The following is a 20,670-nucleotide window of genomic DNA, read 5'->3' on the forward strand; positions in this document are numbered from 1 at the left end:
AGCTCAGGTCTTGTCGCCGATCTTGAAGATGCGCACGAGCGGCGTCTTCGTTTGCGGACCGAACCAGCGGTTGTAGATCTTCGCCGCCGAACCGTCGGCTTCGAGGCCCTTCAGCGTGTCGTTGACGAACGCGGTCAGACGCGTCTCACCCTTCGGAATACCGACGCCCATGTAGTCGTTCGAGATCGTGAACGCGGGGATTTCGTAGTTCTGCTTGTCCGGCACGTTGGCGAGCAGGCCGACCAGCTTCGGACCATCCTGCGTGATGGCCTGGACGTTGCCCGCACGCAGCGCGGCGAACGCGAACGGCGTGTCGTCGTAGGCGACGATGGTTGCCTGCGGGAATTTCTCGCGCAGCGTGATCTCGTTGGTCGTGCCTTTATCGGCGCCGACGCGCAGACCGTTAATCTGGTCGGCAGATTTCAGCACGCCCTTTTTCGCAAGAAACTGCTGGCCCGACGAGAAGTACGGAATGCTGAAATCGACCTGCTTCGCGCGTTCGTCGGTGATCGTGAAGTTTGCAAGCACGAGATCGACTTTCTTCGACGCGAGGAACGGAATGCGGTTGGCCGGATTGGTCGGTTGCAGTTCGAGCTTCACACCGAGCTTGTCGGCGATCGCCTTCGCATAGTCGACATCGAGACCGACGATATGGTTGCTTGCCGGATCGACAAAACCGAACGGCGGATTGCTGTCGAACGTGGCGACACGCAATACACCGGCTTTCTTGATGTCGTCGAGGCGATCGGCGTGTGCGACGCCCGACACCGCGACCATCAACCCCATCAGGCATGTAGCGAGAGTTTTGAATTTCATTTTTATGAACCTTCTTGTTCGAGAGACGTTATCTGTTTGCTGACCCGTGTGCACCGCTTGTGACGATGCACGGGCGGCTACGATAACAGTCGCGCGCGCGGCGCAGAACCAAGCATTGGTCCTGTAAAAAGCGTGTTTTCTGCTAAAGCGCGGGTTCAAGCGCCCGCATGCGAACGGCGCGCTTCGGCATGTGGCCACGCGAGTTCGATGAACACGGCGCACAGCGCTTCCATGCCGCGCGCGTCGTCTTCGTCGAAACGGTTCAGCACCGGACTATCGACATCCCACACGCCGACGAGCGTACCGTCAGCAGCAACCAGCGGCACCACGACTTCCGATTCCGAAGCAGCGTCGCACGCGATGTGTCCGGGGAATGCGTGCACGTCGCGCACCAGTTGCGTCGTACGACTCTGCGCGGCAGTGCCGCACACGCCGCGGCCGAGCGCAATCCGCACGCAGGCCGGTTTGCCCTGGAACGGACCGACCACCAGTTCATGGCCGTCATGGAAATAGAAACCGGCCCAGTTCAGATCGGGCAGCGAATGAAACACCAGCGCTGAAAAATTCGCGGCGTTGGCGATCAGATCGCGCTCGTCGGCGAGCAGCGAACGCGCTTGCGCGACGAGCTCGGCGTAGTGAGCGGGTTTGGGCTGCGATGAGGCTGGGGTCTGGAGCGCGAACATGATGGGGCGATCGAGGTGACGAAGAGAGATGGAAGGATAGCGCGTTAAGCGCGAACGCATCGGTGGGCGGCTTGCGGGCTTCGAGCGAGATCCTGAGACTCATGTTCATGCATCTGCGCGAGCGTCATAGAACAGTTCCGTCGACAACTCCAAGCAAACCTTTCATTTGCATACGTGGATTTCTCGTTTGGGCGCACGCTTGCCGGCCGCTACGATGGCGCTCATCCGGTGCTGCGATCCAGCGCCGCATCGCGAGGAATACCGCCATGTCCGAGAGTGCCTGTTTCACACCACGTGTCGTCGAACCCGTCGTCGACAATCAACCCGAGGGCCTCGGGCTCGCCGTCGAACTGTGGCTCCTGCGCCCCGTCGATGGTCTGGAAGGCCACGCGCTGCGCATCCATCTGCGCAGCAACGCGCGCATGCCACAGGCGGAAGCACTGCGCGATCTGCTGCACGAACTTGCGACCGACATCGTCGTTGCATGACGCATTGATCGCCGCAGCGCTACACCCTTAGAACGGTTCGTCGCCCTCGATCGTCGTGCGGTACATCTTGCGACGCAGATGATCGGGCGTGCCGGCAGCCAGATGCATCAACGAGCGGTTGTCCCAGAAGACCATATCGTGCTCGGCCCAAACGTGCCGGTACAGATGCTCTTCGCGCACGCTGTGTGCGAAGAGCTCGGCGAGCAGTGCGGCGCTTTCGTCTTCGGGCAGATCGACGATACGAGTCGTGAAGTGCTCGCTGACGAAGAGCGCCTTGCGGCCGGTTTCCGGATGCGTACGCACGACAGGATGCACCACCGGTTTGACCTGCGCGACCTGTTCCGCGGACAGGTTCGGCCGCCACGGGCTGCGTTGCTGCAACTCGGCGTACTTCGCGAGATAGGTGTGTTCGGCGCGTCGACCTTCCACGGCGCTGCGCAGATGCGCGGGCAGCGTGTCCCACGCCAGGTGCATGTTGGCGAACAGCGTATCGCCGCCCTCTGCCGGCAGTTCCTGCGCATGCAGCAGCGAACCGAGGCTCGGTTTTTCCTTGTACGACAGGTCCGAATGCCAGAAGTAGCCGGCGTCGCCGAGTCCGATCGGTTTGCCGTTCTCGACGACGTTCGAGACCACCAGTACTTCGGGATGTCCCGCTAGCTGGAACTGATGCAGCACGTGGATCTGTAGCGGGCCGAAGCGTCGGCTGAACGCGATCTGCTGATCGGGCGTGATGCGCTGATCGCGAAACACGAGCACGTGGTAATCGAGATGCGCGCGATGGATGCGCGTGAAATCGGCCGCGCTGAGCGGCTGGCTCAGATCGAGTCCCAGCACTTCGGCGCCGAGCGGGCCGTCGAAGGCACGGATCTCGATCGGCGACGGTTCGCTGGTATGAAGCGATGGGCCAGTGGTTGCAGCAAAAGAAGGAGCGGTCGTCACGGGGGTTTCCGGTCGGGTCGGTGTGAGCCGGCTTGACGTCGCGTCCTGGTGGAGTCGACATCGCGCGCATGGCCCATTGAACTACAAAATGCGCAGTGCCGCTTTGCGGCAAGTTCCCGAATCTACCGCTCGGCTTGCGCGCGGGCAACCAAGCAAATCGGATACGGTTATCTGCTGAAATGATAAACCCGCTGCTGGACCGGATGCAGCGCCGCTGCACCTGAGCCGTTCGTGAACGCTACTAGAAACGAAAACGGCGGCCCGGAACACCCAGGCCGCCGTCTGCAAGCAATGACTGCTTGCGAAACGCTTACGGCTCGTGCCGCAGATACCCTTCCTTCGACGGATCGCGCATGCGCAGCGACACGAGCCCGGAAATCGCGCACAGCGCGGTGACGTACCAGTAAAACATCGGCTCGCTGCCGGCCTGCTTCAGCCACAGCGCAACATATTCCGCCGAGCCGCCGAACACCGCATTGGCCACCGCATACGAGAGCCCGACGCCGAGCGCACGCACTTCCGGCGGAAACATTTCAGCCTTGATCAACCCGCTGATCGACGTATAGAAGCTGACGATCGCGAGCGCGATCACGACCAGCCCGAACGCCATATACGGATTCGTGACGTCCTTCAGCGCATGCAGCAGCGGCACGGTCCCGACCGTTGCGAAGAAGCCGAAGAACAGCATCGACTGGCGCCGGCCGATGCGATCCGACAGCGCGCCGAACAGCGGCTGCATCAGCATGTAGACGAACAGCGCACCGGTCATCACGTTGCTGGCTGTTTTCGCGTGCATGCCGGCCGTGTTGACGAGGTACTTCTGCATGTACGTCGTGAACGTGTAGAAAATCAGCGAGCCGCCGGCCGTGAAGCCGACCACCGTGAGAAACGCCTTCCGGTGGATCCACAGGCCGCGCAGCGTGCCTGCTTCCTTGCGCTGGCGTGTTGCGGCGGTCGTGGTTTCCTCGAGCGATTTACGCAGATAGAGCGCGACCAGCGCCGCGACCGCACCGACGACGAACGGGATGCGCCAGCCCCACGCCTTCAGTTCTTCGGTGCTCAGCGACTGTTGCAGGATCACGAGCACGAGCAGCGCGCACAACTGGCCGCCGATCAGCGTCACGTACTGGAACGACGCGAAGAAACCGCGCCGCCCCTTCAGCGCGACCTCGCTCATATAGGTCGCGCTCGTGCCGTACTCGCCACCCACCGACAACCCCTGGAACAGCCGCGCCACCAGCAGCAGCGCCGGCGCGAGCGCGCCGATCTGCGCGTAGGTGGGCAACACGGCGATCACCAGCGAGCCGCCGCACATCATGAACACCGACACCATCATCGCGGTCCGGCGGCCGCGCTTGTCGGCGAGACGCCCGAAAAACCAGCCGCCTATCGGACGCATCAGGAAGCCCGCGGCGAACACGCCGGCGGTATTCAGTAGCTGCGTCGTCGTATTGCCGCTCGGAAAGAACGCCGGCGCGAAATACAGCGCGCAAAACGAATACACGTAGAAGTCGAACCACTCCACGAGGTTGCCCGACGACGCGCCGACGATCGCAAAGATGCGTCGCCGGGTGTCGTGCGCGGAGAGGACGGTTTGGTCGGTTGGGTCGGTCTGGACGGTCATGCTGATGTGTTCCCTTGAACTGGAGCGGAAGACAGCGGTCGTATCGCCGCTTTGGCGGGCATGAAGCCACGCGCGTTGAATTTTACAGACCTGAAAGGTTTGAGGGATCGGTATGTTACCGGATAGCGGCACAACACTGGCTGTGATCCGGCAAGAGCGCGCAGGACAGCGCGAATCCTTGCCGCGCGTGCGCCTGCGCGTGGCGGGCGCCGTATAAAAAAACCAGCCCGAAGGCTGGCTTGATTATCTGCACGAGCTAGCGGAACGCTAGACCCGGATGCTCGGCGGCACATACCGGCAGTCGTAGCGCTTTCTCACCGTCCCGTTCTCGTCGACGCTTTCAAGAAACACATCGAACTGCCACAGCCGCGCCATGTGCTTCAACACTTCCTCGCTATCGCCGGAAAGATGCCGGTTGTCGCTCATGAAATGACGCAGCGTGAGGCTACGGTCGCCGCGTGTATTCACCGACCACACCTGGATGTTCGGCTCGCGATGATGCATGTCGTACTGCCTCGACAACGCCTGGCGAACGTACTGATAACCGTTGTCATCGTGAATCGCCGACACTTCGAGTGCATCGCGCATGTCGTCGTCGAGCACCGAGAAAAGGCGCATCTCGCGGATCAGGTGCGGCGACAGATATTGCGCGACGAAACTCTCGTCCTTGAAGTTGCGCATTGCGTAGTGCATGGCCGGCAACCACGGGCTACCCGCCAGTTCGGGAAACCACTTGCGGTCTTCGTCGGTCGGGTTTTCGCAGATGCGACGAATGTCGCTCATCATCGAAAAGCCGAGCGCATACGGATTGATCCCGCTGTAATACGGTTTCGTGACCGGCGGCTGATAGACGACGTTGCTGTGCGAATGGAGAAACTCCATCATGAAACCGTCTTCGAGCTTGCCCTGGTTATAGAGCGTGTTGAGCAACGTGTAATGCCAGAACGTCGCCCAGCCTTCGTTCATCACCTGGGTCTGCCGCTGCGGATAGAAATACTGCCCCACCTTGCGAACGATGCGGATTACCTCGCGTTCCCACGGTTCGAGCAACGGCGCATTCTTCTCCGCGAAATACAGCAGGTTCTCCTGCGGCTCGGGCGGATAGCGCTCTTCCGTTTCCTCAGGCAGCGGCGTGTGCGTAGCCGGCAACGTGCGCCACAGTTCGTTGACCTGCGACTGCAGATACGCTTCGCGCTCGCGCCGCGCCTCCGACTCCTTGACGAGCGACAGCTTCTGCGGCCGCTTGTAGCGATCGACGCCGTAGTTCATCAGCGCATGGCACGAGTCGAGCAGTTCCTCGACGCGGTCGAGACCAAAGCGCTCCTCGCACTCCGCAATGTAGTTCTTCGCGTAGACCAGGTAATCGATAATCGCGTGCGCGTCGGTCCACAGCTTGAACAGGTAGTTGCCCTTGAAGAACGAGTTGTGCCCGTAAGCGGCATGCGCGATGACGAGCGCCTGCATCGTCATCGTGTTCTCTTCCATCAGATACGCGATGCACGGATTCGAATTGATGACGATCTCGTACGCGAGCCCCATCTGGCCGCGACGATAGCTTTTCTCGGTGGAAAGGAAGTGCTTGCCGAACGACCAGTGCCGGTAATTGACCGGCATGCCGACGGACGCGTAGGCGTCCATCATCTGTTCGGCGCTGATGAGTTCCAGCTGGATCGGGTAGACGTCCAGCTCATATTGCTCCGCAACATGAGCAATATGGGTGTCGTACTCCTCGATCAGCTCGAAGGTCCAGTCGGACGGGCACGGCAGAGGCCGTCTATCGGCTACGTTCATACGGACTTCCCTTTGCCCGTCGCCGGGCATCGCGGTGGGCTGTCTGCTTGACCCTTCATTGGGCCCTTCTATGGACCCTTCGGCGGCGGCCCCGGCCTGCGCTGGCTCCGGCTTACTCTTGCTGCGCTCCGGCTGATAGCCGCGCGCTTCGTTGTGCAGATGCTTGCTGGTCATGAAGTCGCAACCTGCTTCTCGAACAGTTCCCGGAACACCGGGTAGATATCCGCAGCCGTTTCGACCTTCTTCATCGCCATCTGCGGCGCCGTCAGCGCCAGCTGCGCATATTCGAGCCACAGGTTCTGCTCTTCGGGCGTCACCTGAATATACGCAAAATAGCGCACCTTCGTCAGGATGTCATCTTCGAGAATCTTGCGGCATTTCGGCGAGTCGTCGGTCCAGTTGTCGCCGTCCGACGCCTGCGCGCCGTAAATATTCCACTCGCTCGGCGAATAGCGCTCGTTCATCACCTTCTTCATCAGCTCGAGCGCGCTCGATACCACCGTGCCGCCGCTCTCGGTCGAATGGAAGAACGTGTCTTCGTCGACTTCTTCCGCACGCGTGTGATGGCGAATGAAGACCACTTCGATCTTCTCGTAATTGCGCTTGAGGAACAGGTACAGCAGGATGAAAAAGCGCTTGGACAGATCCTTGCGTTGCTCGTCCATGGAACCGGATACATCCATCAGGCAGAACATCACCGCCTGGCTCGACGGCTGCGGCTGCTTGACGCGGTTCACGTAACGCAGATCGAACGGATCGATAAACGGAATGCGCCAGATGCGGCCGCGCAGACGATGGATTTCCTCTTCGAGCAACTTGATTTCGTCACGACGGTCGGCCGGATCGGCCTTCATCGCTTCAAGCTTCTCTTCGAGTGCATGGAGTTCGTTGACGAGCGGCGCGCCGAGTGCGATGCGTCGGCCCAGTGCGCTTCTCAAAGAGCGTACGACGTCGATGTTGTTCGGCGTACCTTCGGCAGCCCAGCCCGCGCGGATGCTCTTCCAGGTCGGCACGGCGAGCAGATGGGTTTTCACGAGCCGCGGCAGCTCGAGGTCGTCGAAGAAGTACTGCATGAATTCTTCGCGGCTCAGTTCGAATACGAAGTCGTCCTGTCCTTCGCCTTCGTTGCTGGCGCTGTTGCCACCGCCCCCGCCTCCGCCGCCAGGCGGCCGCGGAATCTTGTCGCCGCGGATATAGTCCGCGTTGCCCGGGTGCACCATTTCGCGCTTGCCACCGGGACCATGACGGAATGACGGCTCCGCGATGTCCTTACGCGGAATCGTGATGCTCTGGGTGTTCTGTATGTCCTTGATGCTGCGATCGCGCACCGCTTCCGATACGGCGCGCCGAATGTAGTTCTTTACGCGCCGCAGAAAGCGTTCGCGGTTTGCAATGCTCTTGTTCTTACCTGCCAGCCTGCGGTCGATGATTTGATGAAGCACATCCAGTCTCCCATCCCATGCAGAGCTGTCGATCGGAGTGTGTGCAGCTCATTTGCAGCCCACTCACTCCGACCCCATGCAGCTGCGCTAATTTCGGGCGCGCGAGACACAAGTGGTCATGCTCATTCATGTCCACACCGCTTGCGCCTCGCCGGGTGCCTGCGCGGTGTCGCCGCGCAGGCGGAACGCAAACCATCTCATGACGACTTGCGCACGCGCAGATACCAGTCACACAGCAGTCGCACCTGCTTCGGCGTGTAGCCCTTGGCGACCATCCGGTTGACGAAGTCTTCGTGCTTGCGCTGCTCCTCCGCCGACCCTTTCGCATTGAACGAGATAACCGGCAGAAGTTCTTCCGTATTCGAGAACATCTTCTTCTCGATTACGACACGCAACTTCTCGTAGCTGATCCACGCCGGGTTCTTGCCTGCGTTGCCGGCGCGCGCACGCAGCACGAAGTTGACGATCTCGTTGCGGAAGTCCTTCGGGTTGCTGATGCCCGCAGGCTTTTCGATCTTCTCGAGTTCGGCGTTCAACGCCGCACGGTCGAAGCTCTCGCCGGTGTCGTGATCGCGGAATTCCTGATCCTGGATCCAGAAGTCCGCGTACGTCACATAGCGATCGAAGATGTTTTGCCCGTACTCCGAATACGACTCCAGGTACGCGGTCTGAATCTCCTTGCCGATGAATTCCGCGTAGCGCGAGGCAAGCACGTCCTTGATGAAGGACAGATACTTCTGCTCGGTTTCCGGTGGGAACTGCTCGCGTTCGATCTGCTGTTCGAGCACATACATCAGGTGCACCGGGTTCGCAGCGACTTCCGTCGAGTCGAAGTTGAACACGCGCGACAGGATCTTGAACGCGAAACGCGTCGACACACCTGTCATGCCCTCATCGACGCCACCGAAGTCGCGATACTCCTGATACGACTTCGCCTTCGGATCGGTGTCTTTGAGGTTTTCGCCGTCGTACACCTGCATCTTCGAAAAGAGGCTCGAATTTTCGGGTTCCTGCAAACGCGTGAGCACCGACATCTGCGCCATCATCTTTAACGTTCCCGGCGCGCACACGGCGTTGGACAACGACGAGTTGCGGATCAGCTTCTCGTAGATCTTGATCTCTTCCGAATAGCGCAGGCAGTACGGCACTTTCACGACGAAAATCCGGTCGAGCAGTGCCTCATTGTTGCGGTTATTGCGGAAAGCCTTCCACTCAGACTCGTTCGAGTGCGCAAGAATGACGCCGTCGAACGGAATCGCACCAAACCCTTCCGTGCCCTTGAAGTTGCCTTCCTGGGTCGCCGTGAGCAACGGATGCAGCACCTTGATCGGCGCCTTGAACATTTCGACGAACTCGAGCAGCCCCTGATTCGCGAGGCACAGGCCACCGGAGTAGCTGTATGCGTCGGCGTCGTCCTGCGCATACTGTTCGAGCTTGCGGATATCGACCTTACCGACCAGCGACGAAATGTCCTGGTTGTTTTCATCCCCCGGTTCGGTCTTCGCAATACCGATTTGCCGCAGGATGGAGGGATAGCGACGCACCACGCTGAACTTGCGGATGTCGCCGTTGTACTCGTGCAGACGCTTCACCGCCCACGGGCTCAAAATGCTTTTCAGGTAGCGGCGTGGAATACCGTATTGTTCTTCGAGGATTGGACCGTCTTCGTCGTAGTCGAACAGCCCGAGCGGCGATTCGTTGACGGGCGAGCCCTTGATTGCATAGAGCGGCACGCGTTCCATCAACTGCTTCAAACGCTCGGCGATCGACGACTTGCCGCCACCCACCGGACCCAGCAGATAGAGGATCTGCTTCTTTTCTTCGAGCCCTTGCGCCGAGTGCCGGAAATAAGCCACGACCTGCTCGATCACTTCTTCCATTCCGTAGAACTCACGGAACGCGGGGTATACCTTGATCACCTTGTTCGCGAAGATACGCGACAGACGCGTGTCGTTGCGAGTATCGATCTGTTCCGGTTCCCCGATTGCCGTCAACATGCGTTCGCCCGCAGTGGCGTACGCGGCGGGATTGTCTTTGCAGAGCGCGAGATACTCTTCAAGCGAGAGTTCATCTTCTCGCGTTTTCTCGAAGCGGCTCGCGAAACTGCTGTAGATATCCATGCTACCTCCTCGCCGAAGTCTGGATCGATGTCGTGCGCGGCGCGCTAATCGGAAACGACATCGCTCGAATTCATCCTAAACCCTTTCTAATTTTTTTTCACGAACTACGTTATGAAAATCGTGCCATCGCATGTTCGTAACATCCCTCTCTTGGAAACGCAGATTCGGTCACATACAATCTTCCCTCCAGACCGCAAAAAATTGCACCGATAACAACGGTCCTCGCTGCTGTCGCACACGGACGTCCTCTGTACTGGAATACGAGGCAACTGTCGCGCGTTGTAACACCTGCGGTGTAACACGCGCTGTGTAACACGATATGCATGCGCACTGCTTCCTTGTTCCTCAACGCGCAGCGACGCGCTTTGGACTACACCGCAACCATCGGTTACAAACAAACGTTAAATCGGCTGCAACACGTGCCTGCTGCGCGCGCTCCTGACGTTCGTCCGTGCGTTTCGCATTTCGTTCCGTGTGACGCTGTGCGCGGCATACGTGGCGTATGCCGCGTATGCGTGAATACCCGCGCAGACCCTATGGTCTGAAGCGGATATCAGGATGAAGGATGATCGGTGCTGGGTGCGACACACGCGTGGCGCGAGGTGGAAGGCAATCGCGCCGTCGAAGATGCGCAAGCTGACGCGCCACAGATACATGTGCAACGCGAACAGAGCGCATGGGTGCGCCCGAAACTACGTCAGCTCGACTTCCACTTCGCCAAGCCCGTCGATATGACCGTGCACGATGCCCCGCTGCCCGATCGGATGCGCGCCGACATACGAGCCGGTCGTGATGGTCCATCCAGGTTCGATCGCAATACCCATCGCCGCGCAATGGTTGACGAACCAGACCAGTAGCTCACGTGGGTCGCCGGCGGGATTGCCCGGCGCATCGGGCGCGAGCGAGGTGCCGTCGAAGGTCAGTTCGAGTTGCGGCGAGACGAAGTCGAACTGCCGCGCAAAACCCGCATACGGCACCGGGTGACCGGTAATCAATGCACCGTTGTTCTGCGCATCGGCCAGTTGTGCGAGCGGCGCGATGTCCGGCCATTCGGCGAAGCGGCTGTCGACGATCTCGATAGCCGGTAACACCGTGCCGACCCGGGCCAGCACTTCGTCGCGCGCATAGGCTTCGCCGCGGGGCGCGATCGGTTCGGCGAAGCGAAAAGCGATCTCGAGTTCCACCAGCACGCGGAAAAATCCGTCGTAGCCGGCTTGCGCGGGCGATTCGAGTACGAGTGGAGCCGGAATCGGCGCCCCGTTTGCCGCACCGCCCGGCGAGCGCGCACCGATTTTCCACGCGCCCGTCGACGTGCCGAGCCCGGCGAGCACCGCCTGCTGGATCGCATAGGCCGTCGCCGCGTCGGGCGGCAGGCTGGCTGGCCGCAACACGTCGATCAGCCGATGCTGACGGCGGGCCTCCACGAGGCGGAGCGCAAGGTCTTGATGCGTCATGTCGGTCCTTTAAGCGGGCGTGCGGGCGCAGGGTCAAGAAGGCATCGCGCGGGGCGAGCGGTGAGGGAAGAAGCACGGTCGCCGGGTGGCGACTGCGCCCGTCAATGTACCGGAACAGAAGTCGATCCAGGGAGCGCCCTCGCCGCCGGGCATGAAAAAAGACCGTGGTTGCCAAGGCAAACACGGTCTTGATTGTCCCTACAGCAACACCTATTGCTGTCGATGTGCAGGGATTATTCCGCTGTAGCAAGCACCGCCGCGTTGCACTGGCGGGAGCGCGCGCGGTCACGCCGCACAACATGCGCCAGCGTGCCTTTTCATGCGCGCTACTGGTGCACGATCAGAACGTCTCCCAGTCGCGCTCCGTACCGGTGCCGGCCACCGCCATCGCAAGCGGCCTGACCGCCGGCGCGGGCGCGGGGCGTGTCCTGGCACTTGCCGCAAGCGCCTTTACCGGCGAACGCACCGGCACGGACTCAGACCGGCGCTGCATATCACTCGCGGCGACTCCCGCCGAAGCCTCATCGCCGAGCTGGAACACCGAAACCGCCGTACGCAGCTTCGTCGCCTGATCCTCCAGCGATTGCGCCGCGGCCGCCGCTTCTTCGACTAGCGCCGCATTCTGTTGCGTGACCTCGTCCATCTGCGTGACGGCGCGCGCCACCTGGTCGATCCCGCCGCTCTGTTCCGTCGATGCCGCGGCAATCTCGCCCATGATGTCCGTCACGCGCTGCACCGCGCCGATGATCTCGGTCATCGTGCGGCCGGCCTGGTCGACGAGCGCCGAGCCCGCCTGCACGCGCTCCACCGACGTATCGATCAGCGCCTTGATCTCCTTGGCCGCCGCCGACGAGCGTTGCGCGAGACTCCGCACCTCGCCGGCCACGACTGCGAAGCCGCGCCCTTCCTCGCCGGCGCGCGCGGCCTCGACGGCGGCATTCAGCGCGAGGATGTTGGTCTGGAACGCAATGCCCTCGATGATTGAAATGATGTCCGCGATCTTTGCAGAACTCTGATTGATGTCGCCCATCGTGCCGACCACCTGGCCGACCACCGCGTTGCCGCGGCTGGCGATCTCCGAGGCGTTCGCAGCCAGCGAACTGGCCTGGCGGGCGTTGTCGGCGTTCTGCTTCACGGTGCCGGTCAGCTGTTCCATGCTGGCGGCCGTCTGCTGCAGCGCCGAAGCCTGTTCTTCGGTGCGCGACGACAGGTCGAGGTTGCCCGCCGAAATCTGCCGCGTAGCCGTCGCGATCGATTCGCTGCCCATGCGCACCGAGCGCACCGTACCGGTCAGGCTACGCTGCATCTTCGCGACGCCTTGTAACAACTGCCCCATTTCGTCCGTCGAGTGGACGACGATCTCGTGGCGCAGGTCGCCGGCGGCGATCGCCTCGAAATGTCCCAGTGCGTCGGCGAGCGGCCGGCCGATGGCGCGGCGCAGCGTCAGGTACGAGAACACGGCCGCGGCAAGACCGGCGACCAGCGCGCCAAGCCCCACCATGCGGAACGTGTCGAAGGTGGTTTGGGCCTGGGTAAAGCCTTTTTCGGCCGCGGCGAACTGGAACGCCCGCAGGGCGTCGTCGTCGACGGACATCTCTGTGTAGACGGCCTGCAGGCGTTTCGCGCCATCCACGAGGCTGGACGGGTCGTTTGCGATCACCGTCGCGGCAAACGCATCCATCACCTGATGCAGCGCCTCGCGTTTCGCGGAAACGGCCTGGGCGAGCCGGTCTTCCTCGGCGTCGCGCGGCAGCGCCAGATACTTTTTCCACCACTCATCCGCGTTCTTGCGCATGAAATGGGAACGATCGATCGACCCGGCAGCCTCGGGCGTACCCATCATGAATCCCGCCCGATCGAGCGCCAGCCGTTCGCGCGCCGCATACAGCTCGGCATTGTCGATGGCGACGGCGCTCGGCATCTGGTTCCTAAAGGTGTCGCGGTACGCATCGTTCGAGCTGCTCATACCGAACAGCCCCAGCACGCCGATCGCGACCAGCAATGCGGCGAGAAAAGCCATCGTCAGGCCGATGCGCGCCCGGATGGTGATGCCCTTGTTCATGTGCTTCCCTGTGAGAGTGACATATGGAGAGGTACGGCTGCACGGCGCCTGTGGTCATGCGCTCTGGCTGCGGACGTGTGGGCGGTGACCCTCACTCCCTGCCCGCTTCTTTCTCCGTTTACGGCACTCACCGGGGTGAACTTGAAGCTTTTATATGGTCGGAGGAATTTCTCGAAAGGTGTTAGTACAAGTTACAACGACCGACCGCGCCGGCCGCGTCTTTCGACACGGCAGCGCGGTTTCAGCTACGTTGTGGGTGCTGCTGTCAGCTAGTTGTCGAGTTCGGCGCGAGTCGGAATCGACGGTTGCGCGCCTGCGCGCGTTACCGAAATAGCCGCGGCCCGCTGCGCAAAGCGGATGGCATCGTCGACCGGTGCGCCGCCTGCGAGCTGCGCAGCAAAGCCGCCGATAAACGTGTCGCCTGCGCCCGTCGTATCGATCGCGTCGACGCGCGGTGCCGCGTAATGCGCGGGCTCACCGTGCTCGAGCGCGACGTACACGCCCTGGGCGCCGAGCGTCACGATCACGTTGCGCGCGCCGGCCTTGCGCAGCGCCGCAGCCGCCAGCGCGGCATCGGCCGCCGAGGTAACGGGCACGCCGCTCAGCGTGGCCACTTCAAGCTCGTTCGGGATCAGGTAGTCGATCAGCGGAAACCAGTTTGACGGTAGCGGACCGGTCGCGGGCGCCGGGTTCAGGATCGTCGTCTTGCCGAGCCGGCGCGCCGTCGCGAGGGCCGCCTCGACGGTCGGATCCGGGGTTTCGAGTTGGCAGATCACGACGTCGGCGGAGGCGAGCACGGCTTCGTGCCGCGCGATCGAGGCCGGCGTTACCTCGCCGTTGCTGCCGGCGACGATCACGATCGCATTCTGGCTACCGTCATCGACGACGATCAGCGCGACGCCGGTCGGCGCCGTGGAGCTGGTATCGAGCGCCGTGCAGTCGATCCCTTCCGCTTCGAGTCCCGCGCGCAACTGCGCACCGTTCGCGTCCGCGCCCACGCAACCGAGCATCGCAACCTGCGCGCCGAGCCGGGCGGCAGCGACCGCCTGGTTGCCGCCCTTGCCGCCGGCGACCTGCGCGAACGCATGGCCCGCGAGCGTTTCGCCCGGGCGCGGCAGACGTGGCGCGCGCGCCACGAGATCCATGTTCAGGCTGCCCACTACCGCGACCCGCCCTTGTGCTGCATTGTTCGTCACGTCTTTCTCCCATCCCGTCCAGAGCAACCGACCCGCGCTAGCGCTCGATCTGTCGGCCACCCTCAGTGCTTCAGCGCACACGCGGATCTCATCTGGAGCCCATGCCGCGCTGCTCTGGGGCGTACTGCCCGGTTTTTTGTTTCATGTCGATCCGCGGTTCGCCGCAGCGCACGCGCGGTACGCCAGCGTCTCACATCACGCGGCCAGCCCCTGATGACCCGCATCGGTACCGTTCCACGCAGCCGTCGATTCACGCAGGATCAACTGCGGCGCCACGACGCGGCGCCGCGCCGGCGCACCTTCGCCGCCCGCCGAGGTGCGCGTGATGCGCTCGATCAGCGTCTGCGCGGCCATCTCGCCGAGGGCACGCACCGACTGTCCGACCGACGACAGCGCCGGATACGTAAAGCGCCCCAGTTCGATGTCGTCGAAACCGATGATCGAACAGTCGGCCGGCACGCGGATGCCGCGCTCCGCGGCTGCGCGCAGCGCGCCGATTCCCATCATGTCGTTGCCCGCGAAAATCGCGCTCGGCTTCACGGTATCGAACAACTGACCTGCGGCACGATAGCCGCCGGTGCCCGAGAAGTCGCTCTCGACGATCGCGCCCGGCGCAATCTCGATGCCGCGCTCGGCCATCGCACGGATGAAGCCGTGCACGCGCATCGCGCTCACGGCCGTCGCGATCGGCCCGGTAATACAGCCGATCTTCACGTGTCCAAGTTCGAGCAGATGACGCGTGGCCAGATAGCCGCCTTTCTCGTGATCGATCTGCACGAGGTCGGCATTGAGCCCTTCGATGTTCCGGTCGACCACGACGAGCGGCTCGCGCGAGTGCGCAAGCGTCTGCGCCAGCACCGCGTCGTCGCCGGCCGACGCGACGATCAAACCGTCGATACGCTTTTCCTGCAGCACCCGCAGATAGTTGCGCTGCTTCGCAGGGTCGTCGTCGGAGTTGCAGAAGAACACGCAATAGCCGTTGCGCGAACAACCATCCTCGATGCCGCGCGCCAGTTCGGCAAAATACGGATTCGTGCTGTTCGGCACCACCAGCCCGATCGTTGCGGTTGAACGCGCCTTCAGCGAGCGCGCAACCGCCGACGGAACGTAGTGCAACTGGCGGATCGCCTGCTCCACTTTCGCACGCACGACGGCCGACACCGGCCGCGAGTTGTTCACGACGTGCGATACCGTCGTGAACGACACGCCGGCCACGGCCGCTACATCCTTGATCGTCGCCATAACCCGTTGCTCTCCTGCCTGTTATCCGTGTTGTCGCCGCTGTCCTGCGCGCCGTTCGCGTGCACCCTTTGCGCACGACGCGTTGCCCGGTAACAGCCTCTCTTGATTGTGCCCGGCGCGCTAGCTGCGCTTGCGCCGGCTGCGATAGGTATCCAGCACCACGGCCACGACGATCACCGCACCGGTGATGATGCGCTTGGTCGGCTCGCTGGCGCCGATCTGCGCGAGGCCCGCGGCGAGCACCGAAATGATCAATACGCCGAAGAACGTGCTGATCACCGACCCGCGACCGCCCATCAAACTCGTTCCGCCGATTACGACCGCCGCGATCACCTGGAGTTCGAGCCCGTCTCCGGCGTTCGGATCGGCGGCTTCGAGGCGTGAGATCTGGAACAGCGCCGCCAGCCCCGACAACGCGCCCATCAGCGCGAACACGATGATCTTGTACGGCCGCGGATTGACGCCGGCAAGCCGAACGGCTTCCTCGTTGGTGCCGATGCCGACCAGATAGCGACCGAACACCGTGCGCGTCAGCACGAACTGCGCGACGATCATCACGACGACCGCGATCAGGAACGCCGGCGAGATGCCGAACGCAATCGGATTCGACAGGACGTCGAAGGCGTCGCCGATATAGGCGGTACGCGAATTCGTCATCTGGTAGGCAATGCCGCGCGCGCCTTCGAGCACGCCGAGCGACACGATGAACGACGGAATCCGCCAGCCGACCGTGACAGCGCCGGTGAAGGTGCCCGTCAACGCGGCGGCGATCATGCCGAGCAGCGCGGACGGTATCGGCCCCCAGCCCCACTTCAGCGCCGCGACGCTGACCACCGAGCCGCCGAGCGCGAGCACCGAGCCGACCGACAGGTCGATTCCCGCGATGATCAGCACGAACGTCATGCCCACCGACATCACGACCAGATCCGGGATCTGGTTGGCGATCGTGCTGAACGTGTCGTAGCTCAAGAAGTGCGAACTGAGCAGCGAAAACAGGACGATCATCGCGAGCAGTGCGCCGGCGAGACCGAGGTAATTCGAAAAGCCGAACCGCGTGCCGGCGGGCTTACTGGCTTGTTTATCGACTGCGCTCGCTGCTTGCTTCGTGCCGCCTTGCGGCACCGGTTGATTCGTCATTACAGGCTCCCTGCTTCTTGCTTGTCGTTGCCGTGGTGGCTATCGTGGCTGTCCAGCAAGGCGTCGCGGCTGCGATAGCCCGCGAACGCTGCGGCGAGCAGTGCATCCTGCGACCACTCGTCGCGCCTGAAGACACCGGTCATGCGACCGGCGGACATCACACCGATCCGGTCGCAGATCAGCATCAGTTCACGCAGGTCGCTCGACACCACGACAAGCGCCCGACCCTCGCGGGCGAGCGCTCCCATCAATCCATAGATATCGAACTTCGCGCCGACGTCGATGCCGCGCGTAGGTTCGTCGAACAGCAGCACACGGCAGTCGCGTGCCAGCCAGCGACCGATCACGACCTTCTGCTGATTGCCGCCGGACAGCTCGCCGACCGGTTGCGCCGGCCCCGAGGTGCGAATGCGCATCGCGTCGATCTGCTGCTGGGCGAGCGCGTTCTCGCGTTTCGCATCGACGACGCCGTGACGCGACACGCTACCGATGTTGCCGAGTGACACGTTCGCTGCGATCGGTTGCGGCAGCAGCAGGCCTTCGCCCTTGCGGTCTTCGGTAATCAGCGCGATGCCGTTGCGCACGGCGTCGGCGGGCGTGTCGATCTGCACCGACTGTGGTGCTTCGCCCGGTGTGCGTGCGAGCGACACCGTGCCGCGATCCTTGCGGTCCGCACCGTAGATCAACCGCATCAGTTCGGTCCGGCCAGCGCCGATCAACCCACTAATGCCGAAGATCTCGCCCGCCTTCACTTCAAACGACACGTCGTTGACGACCTTCGCCCGCCCGAGGCCGTCCACTTTCAGCAGCGGTGCACCGATGTTGCGCACACCGAGATCGATGCGCTCGCCGATCTCGCGGCCGACCATCAACGTGACGATACGATCGCTCGACAGGTGCGCCATTGCATCGACATGCACGAGCTTGCCGTCGCGCAGCACGGCGACGCGCTCGGCAACCTTCGCGAGTTCTTCGAGCCGGTGCGAGATGTACACCAGTGCGACGCCGCGCGCCTTGAGCCGCTCGATCTGCACGAACAGCAGATCGACTTCGCGAGCCGTCAGCATCGCGGTCGGTTCGTCGAGGATCAGCACACGGCAATCGCCGATCAGGTTGCGCGCGATCTCCACCATCTGTTGATGGCCGATGCCCAGTTCGCCGACGAGCGTATCGGGATCGATTGCATCGAGCCCGACCTGCGCCATCGCCTCGCGAGCGTCTTCGCGCAACTTGCGCCGGTCGATCCAGCCAAGGCGCAGCGGACCCACCTGCGGCAGGCGATTGAGGAACAGGTTCTCCGCGACCGACAGGGTCGGCAGCAGGTTCAGCTCCTGCATCACCATCCGTATGCCGAGCGCTTCGGCCTCGGTGCGGCTCGCCGGTGCATACGGTGCGCCGGCGAGCCGCATCGTGCCCGTGGTCGGCACCACCAGTCCGCCGATGATCTTCGATAGCGTGCTCTTGCCCGCGCCGTTCTCGCCGGTCAGCGCAAGCGCTTCGCCGGCGCGCAAGGTCAGGCTCACGTCCGCGAGCACCGGCTCGGCATAGGTCTTGCCGATGCCGGTGACGGACAGTACGGCAGACGATGCGTCGTTGTCGGTCAAATCCATTGCAATCCTGGTTCCGGAGCTGTCGTGCGGGGCCTTGCCGGTCGTTACCGGACCAAGGTCGATGCGGACAGCCTCGTGTGTCATGACGCGCTCGTCGGGCTGCTTGCGGCAGCGGGTTCTTGCGCGTTTCGCTGGCTAACTGGCGAAGCGCGGCGAGGCGCGACGAACTGGCGGCAGGTAGCGCGCACATGCTGCACGCACTGTCTGCATCGTCATGACGCTTACCTCTGGCATATCGGCCGCGTAGCGGGTTTCTTGAGCGCTGGTTGAGCGGCAGCGATGTAGGCTGTGTAGCCCGCATCGCTGCATTACTTGCTCGTTGCGTTCTCTGCTGCGTTCCTGGTTGGGTTACTTCGTGACCAGATCGACCGGTGTTTCGACGATGCCGGACAGCTCCGACTGCTTCTTGTGCTCGGAGATCGCCTTCAGTGCCGTGTCGATACCGAACACTGCCTGCTTCGCGGCGTATTGATCGGCGGTGGCGAGTACGCGGCCATCCTTCAGCATCGGCTTGATCGCGGTGATGTTGTCGTAGCCGACCACGTAGACCTTGCCCTGCTTGCCGGCTGCACGCACGGCCGAGACCGCACCGATCGCCATGTTGTCGTTACCGGCGAGCAGCGCTTTCAGGTTCGGGTACTCGTTGAGCATCGCCGATGCAACTGCGTTGCCCTTGTCGATTTCCCATTCGCCCGACTGCACCGACACGACGTTCGCGCCAACCTTCTGCATCGCGTCCTTGAAACCCGCGGTGCGTTGCTGTGCGTTGGTCGTCGTCGACACGCCTTCGATGATGCCCACCTGATCACCGGCCTTCAGCTTCTGGGCCAGGTAATCGCCGATCTTCTGCGCGCCCTTGCGATTGTCCGGGCCGACGAACGGCACGTTCAGATCCTTCGACTTCAGCACGTCCGGATCGAGCTTGTTATCGATGTTCACGACGATGATGCCGGCGTCGACCGCCTTCTTGACGACCGGCACGAGTGCCTTCGAATCGGCAGGCGCCAGCACGATCGCGTCGACCTTCGAGACGATCATCTGCTCGACGATGCGGATCTGGTTGGCGGTGTCGGTTTCGTCCTTGATGCCGTTCGTCACGAGATCGAACATGGCCGGGTTGTGCTTCTGATAATCCTTCGCGCCGGTTTCCATGGTCAGGAAGAATTCGTTGGCGAGGGATTTCATCACGAGCGCGACTTTGGGCTTCTTCGCGGTCTGCGCCTGGGCGGCGGTGGTGAGCGGCAGGGAAACGACTGCGGTGAGCGCGACAGCTGCCGCGAGCACGCGGCGGCGAATGCGGTGGTTCATGCGTTATCTCCAGTTGTTGGGTTCAGGGAAAACCCTATTTTTCGTACGCGCAAACGTTTGCGAGCGCCTATTCTCGACGCAGCTTATGCGAAATGTCAACTTTTCGCAGTGTTGCGCTGCATCGGCCGATTGCGTGTTCTGCCGATGCGGCAAGTACCGCGTGTTGTGAACACGACGCGTCGCGCGGCGGCGTGGCAAGGTCTCTCGTAGCGTTGGTGCGGATCGTACTTCGTAGCACGCCCGGTCGCAGCGAGGTGTGCCGTGGCCGGGCCGCTTATGCTGGCCCTTTCTGGGGGGCGCTGCAAGGGTGTGAGGGGTGGATGGCGAGTATGGGGTCGGCCGATCGGCCTGTGGCGCATGGAGGATGCGAATGTAGCCGGCGAATCCGGCGAGGCGGCTTATGCCGGTCTACTCGAAGAGTATTGCGGCGTAATCGCGTGCGCCGTGCAGGGCTTGAATGATCACTGCCTGTCGTTCGCCAGTGCCTGATATTTTGCTTCGAGGCGATCGAACACATCGCCAGCAGGTTTGCCCCGCTCCGCGTCCGAATCGGCGACGCCGTGCCCGATCACTGCTTCCAGTGCGAGAAGCTGCGTCTCGCGGTTCTGAATCAGCCTCACGCCTTCACGCAAGACCTCACTTTCCGAACCATAGCGGCCCGTCTCGACGAGACTGGCGACGTACACCTCGAGTTGCTGTCCAAGGTCTGCTCTGATCATGGCTGTGCCCTCACTATGTCAACTCGATATCTTATCGCG

General features: G+C 62.4%; 16 protein-coding genes. 1 reads left to right on the forward strand and 15 read right to left on the reverse strand.

The annotated features are described in order from the left end of the window. Positions 1 to 3: 3 nt before the first annotated feature. Entirely contained in the window at positions 4 to 816 is an 813-nt protein-coding gene (locus FNZ07_RS23945) for an ABC transporter substrate-binding protein (RefSeq protein ID WP_091013377.1), read from the reverse strand. Positions 817 to 971: 155 nt separating this feature from the next. Next, positions 972 to 1,499: a GAF domain-containing protein gene (locus FNZ07_RS23950; RefSeq protein ID WP_091013380.1), complete on the reverse strand. Its 528-nt coding sequence runs from the start codon at positions 1,497 to 1,499 to the stop codon at positions 972 to 974. 266 nt (positions 1,500 to 1,765) lie between these two features. Here FNZ07_RS23950 and FNZ07_RS23955 point away from each other — a divergent pair, with 266 nt between their 5' ends. Further along, positions 1,766 to 1,987: a hypothetical protein gene (locus FNZ07_RS23955; protein WP_091013382.1), complete on the forward strand. Its 222-nt coding sequence runs from the start codon at positions 1,766 to 1,768 to the stop codon at positions 1,985 to 1,987. Between the two features lie 27 nt (positions 1,988 to 2,014). Here FNZ07_RS23955 and FNZ07_RS23960 read toward each other — a convergent pair whose 3' ends face one another. The 13 genes from FNZ07_RS23960 to FNZ07_RS24020 all read right to left on the reverse strand — a co-directional run bounded on the left by FNZ07_RS23960 (position 2,015) and on the right by FNZ07_RS24020 (position 20,631). Then, positions 2,015 to 2,860, reverse strand: coding sequence for a TauD/TfdA dioxygenase family protein (locus tag FNZ07_RS23960; protein ID WP_091014737.1), 846 nt, complete (start codon positions 2,858 to 2,860; stop codon positions 2,015 to 2,017). 376 nt (positions 2,861 to 3,236) lie between these two features. Continuing rightward, positions 3,237 to 4,550, reverse strand: coding sequence for an MFS family transporter (locus tag FNZ07_RS23965; RefSeq protein ID WP_091013384.1), 1,314 nt, complete (start codon positions 4,548 to 4,550; stop codon positions 3,237 to 3,239). Positions 4,551 to 4,817: 267 nt separating this feature from the next. Further along, positions 4,818 to 6,515 (reverse strand): SpoVR family protein, encoded by a 1,698-nt coding sequence (locus FNZ07_RS23970; RefSeq protein WP_091013387.1) that lies wholly within the window; start codon positions 6,513 to 6,515, stop codon positions 4,818 to 4,820. Beyond that, complete coding sequence (locus FNZ07_RS23975; RefSeq protein WP_091013389.1) at positions 6,512 to 7,783, reverse strand: YeaH/YhbH family protein; 1,272 nt, start codon at positions 7,781 to 7,783, stop codon at positions 6,512 to 6,514. Before FNZ07_RS23975 ends, FNZ07_RS23970 begins: the two co-directional genes overlap by 4 nt. A gap of 197 nt (positions 7,784 to 7,980) precedes the next feature. Next, a complete protein-coding gene (locus FNZ07_RS23980) occupies positions 7,981 to 9,903 on the reverse strand; it encodes a PrkA family serine protein kinase (protein ID WP_091013392.1) in 1,923 nt (640 codons plus the stop codon). Between the two features lie 692 nt (positions 9,904 to 10,595). Beyond that, positions 10,596 to 11,357: a 2-keto-4-pentenoate hydratase gene (locus FNZ07_RS23985; protein ID WP_091013400.1), complete on the reverse strand. Its 762-nt coding sequence runs from the start codon at positions 11,355 to 11,357 to the stop codon at positions 10,596 to 10,598. A 340-nt stretch (positions 11,358 to 11,697) separates the two neighbouring features. Then, complete coding sequence (locus FNZ07_RS23990; RefSeq protein WP_091013404.1) at positions 11,698 to 13,419, reverse strand: methyl-accepting chemotaxis protein; 1,722 nt, start codon at positions 13,417 to 13,419, stop codon at positions 11,698 to 11,700. A gap of 269 nt (positions 13,420 to 13,688) precedes the next feature. Continuing rightward, a complete protein-coding gene (rbsK, locus tag FNZ07_RS23995) occupies positions 13,689 to 14,564 on the reverse strand; it encodes a ribokinase (RefSeq protein WP_409373403.1) in 876 nt (291 codons plus the stop codon). Positions 14,565 to 14,810: 246 nt separating this feature from the next. Further along, positions 14,811 to 15,857, reverse strand: a complete 1,047-nt coding sequence (locus FNZ07_RS24000; RefSeq protein WP_091013406.1) for a LacI family DNA-binding transcriptional regulator — start codon at positions 15,855 to 15,857, stop codon at positions 14,811 to 14,813. A gap of 120 nt (positions 15,858 to 15,977) precedes the next feature. Further along, a complete protein-coding gene (locus FNZ07_RS24005; protein WP_091013410.1) occupies positions 15,978 to 16,994 on the reverse strand; it encodes an ABC transporter permease in 1,017 nt (338 codons plus the stop codon). Continuing rightward, positions 16,994 to 18,604, reverse strand: coding sequence for a sugar ABC transporter ATP-binding protein (locus FNZ07_RS24010; protein ID WP_091013413.1), 1,611 nt, complete (start codon positions 18,602 to 18,604; stop codon positions 16,994 to 16,996). The genes FNZ07_RS24005 and FNZ07_RS24010 overlap by 1 nt, the downstream gene beginning before the upstream one ends. Positions 18,605 to 18,952: 348 nt before the next feature. Continuing rightward, on the reverse strand, positions 18,953 to 19,912 hold the full coding sequence (locus FNZ07_RS24015; protein ID WP_091013416.1) for a sugar ABC transporter substrate-binding protein: 960 nt from the start codon (positions 19,910 to 19,912) through the stop codon (positions 18,953 to 18,955). 461 nt (positions 19,913 to 20,373) lie between these two features. Beyond that, positions 20,374 to 20,631, reverse strand: coding sequence for a type II toxin-antitoxin system ParD family antitoxin (locus FNZ07_RS24020; protein WP_091013419.1), 258 nt, complete (start codon positions 20,629 to 20,631; stop codon positions 20,374 to 20,376). Between the last annotated feature and the right edge of the window lie 39 nt (positions 20,632 to 20,670).

Origin of the sequence: Paraburkholderia megapolitana (assembly GCF_007556815.1) — a bacterium.
In the GTDB taxonomy this organism is placed as follows: domain Bacteria; phylum Pseudomonadota; class Gammaproteobacteria; order Burkholderiales; family Burkholderiaceae; genus Paraburkholderia; species Paraburkholderia megapolitana.

Excerpts from the sequence above, each read along its gene's own strand:
- FNZ07_RS23945 (WP_091013377.1), bottom strand. The coding sequence starts at position 816 with ATGAAATTCAAAACTCTCGCTACATGCCTGATGGGGTTGATGGTCGCG.
- FNZ07_RS23950 (WP_091013380.1), bottom strand. The coding sequence starts at position 1,499 with ATGTTCGCGCTCCAGACCCCAGCCTCATCGCAGCCCAAACCCGCTCAC.
- FNZ07_RS23955 (WP_091013382.1), top strand. The coding sequence starts at position 1,766 with ATGTCCGAGAGTGCCTGTTTCACACCACGTGTCGTCGAACCCGTCGTC.
- FNZ07_RS23965 (WP_091013384.1), bottom strand. The coding sequence starts at position 4,550 with ATGACCGTCCAGACCGACCCAACCGACCAAACCGTCCTCTCCGCGCAC.
- FNZ07_RS23970 (WP_091013387.1), bottom strand. The coding sequence starts at position 6,515 with ATGACCAGCAAGCATCTGCACAACGAAGCGCGCGGCTATCAGCCGGAG.
- FNZ07_RS23980 (WP_091013392.1), bottom strand. The coding sequence starts at position 9,903 with ATGGATATCTACAGCAGTTTCGCGAGCCGCTTCGAGAAAACGCGAGAA.
- FNZ07_RS23985 (WP_091013400.1), bottom strand. The coding sequence starts at position 11,357 with ATGACGCATCAAGACCTTGCGCTCCGCCTCGTGGAGGCCCGCCGTCAG.
- FNZ07_RS23990 (WP_091013404.1), bottom strand. The coding sequence starts at position 13,419 with ATGAACAAGGGCATCACCATCCGGGCGCGCATCGGCCTGACGATGGCT.
- rbsK (WP_409373403.1), bottom strand. The coding sequence starts at position 14,564 with ATGGATCTCGTGGCGCGCGCGCCACGTCTGCCGCGCCCGGGCGAAACG.
- FNZ07_RS24000 (WP_091013406.1), bottom strand. The coding sequence starts at position 15,857 with ATGGCGACGATCAAGGATGTAGCGGCCGTGGCCGGCGTGTCGTTCACG.
- FNZ07_RS24005 (WP_091013410.1), bottom strand. The coding sequence starts at position 16,994 with ATGACGAATCAACCGGTGCCGCAAGGCGGCACGAAGCAAGCAGCGAGC.
- FNZ07_RS24010 (WP_091013413.1), bottom strand. The coding sequence starts at position 18,604 with ATGGATTTGACCGACAACGACGCATCGTCTGCCGTACTGTCCGTCACC.
- FNZ07_RS24015 (WP_091013416.1), bottom strand. The coding sequence starts at position 19,912 with ATGAACCACCGCATTCGCCGCCGCGTGCTCGCGGCAGCTGTCGCGCTC.
- FNZ07_RS24020 (WP_091013419.1), bottom strand. The coding sequence starts at position 20,631 with ATGATCAGAGCAGACCTTGGACAGCAACTCGAGGTGTACGTCGCCAGT.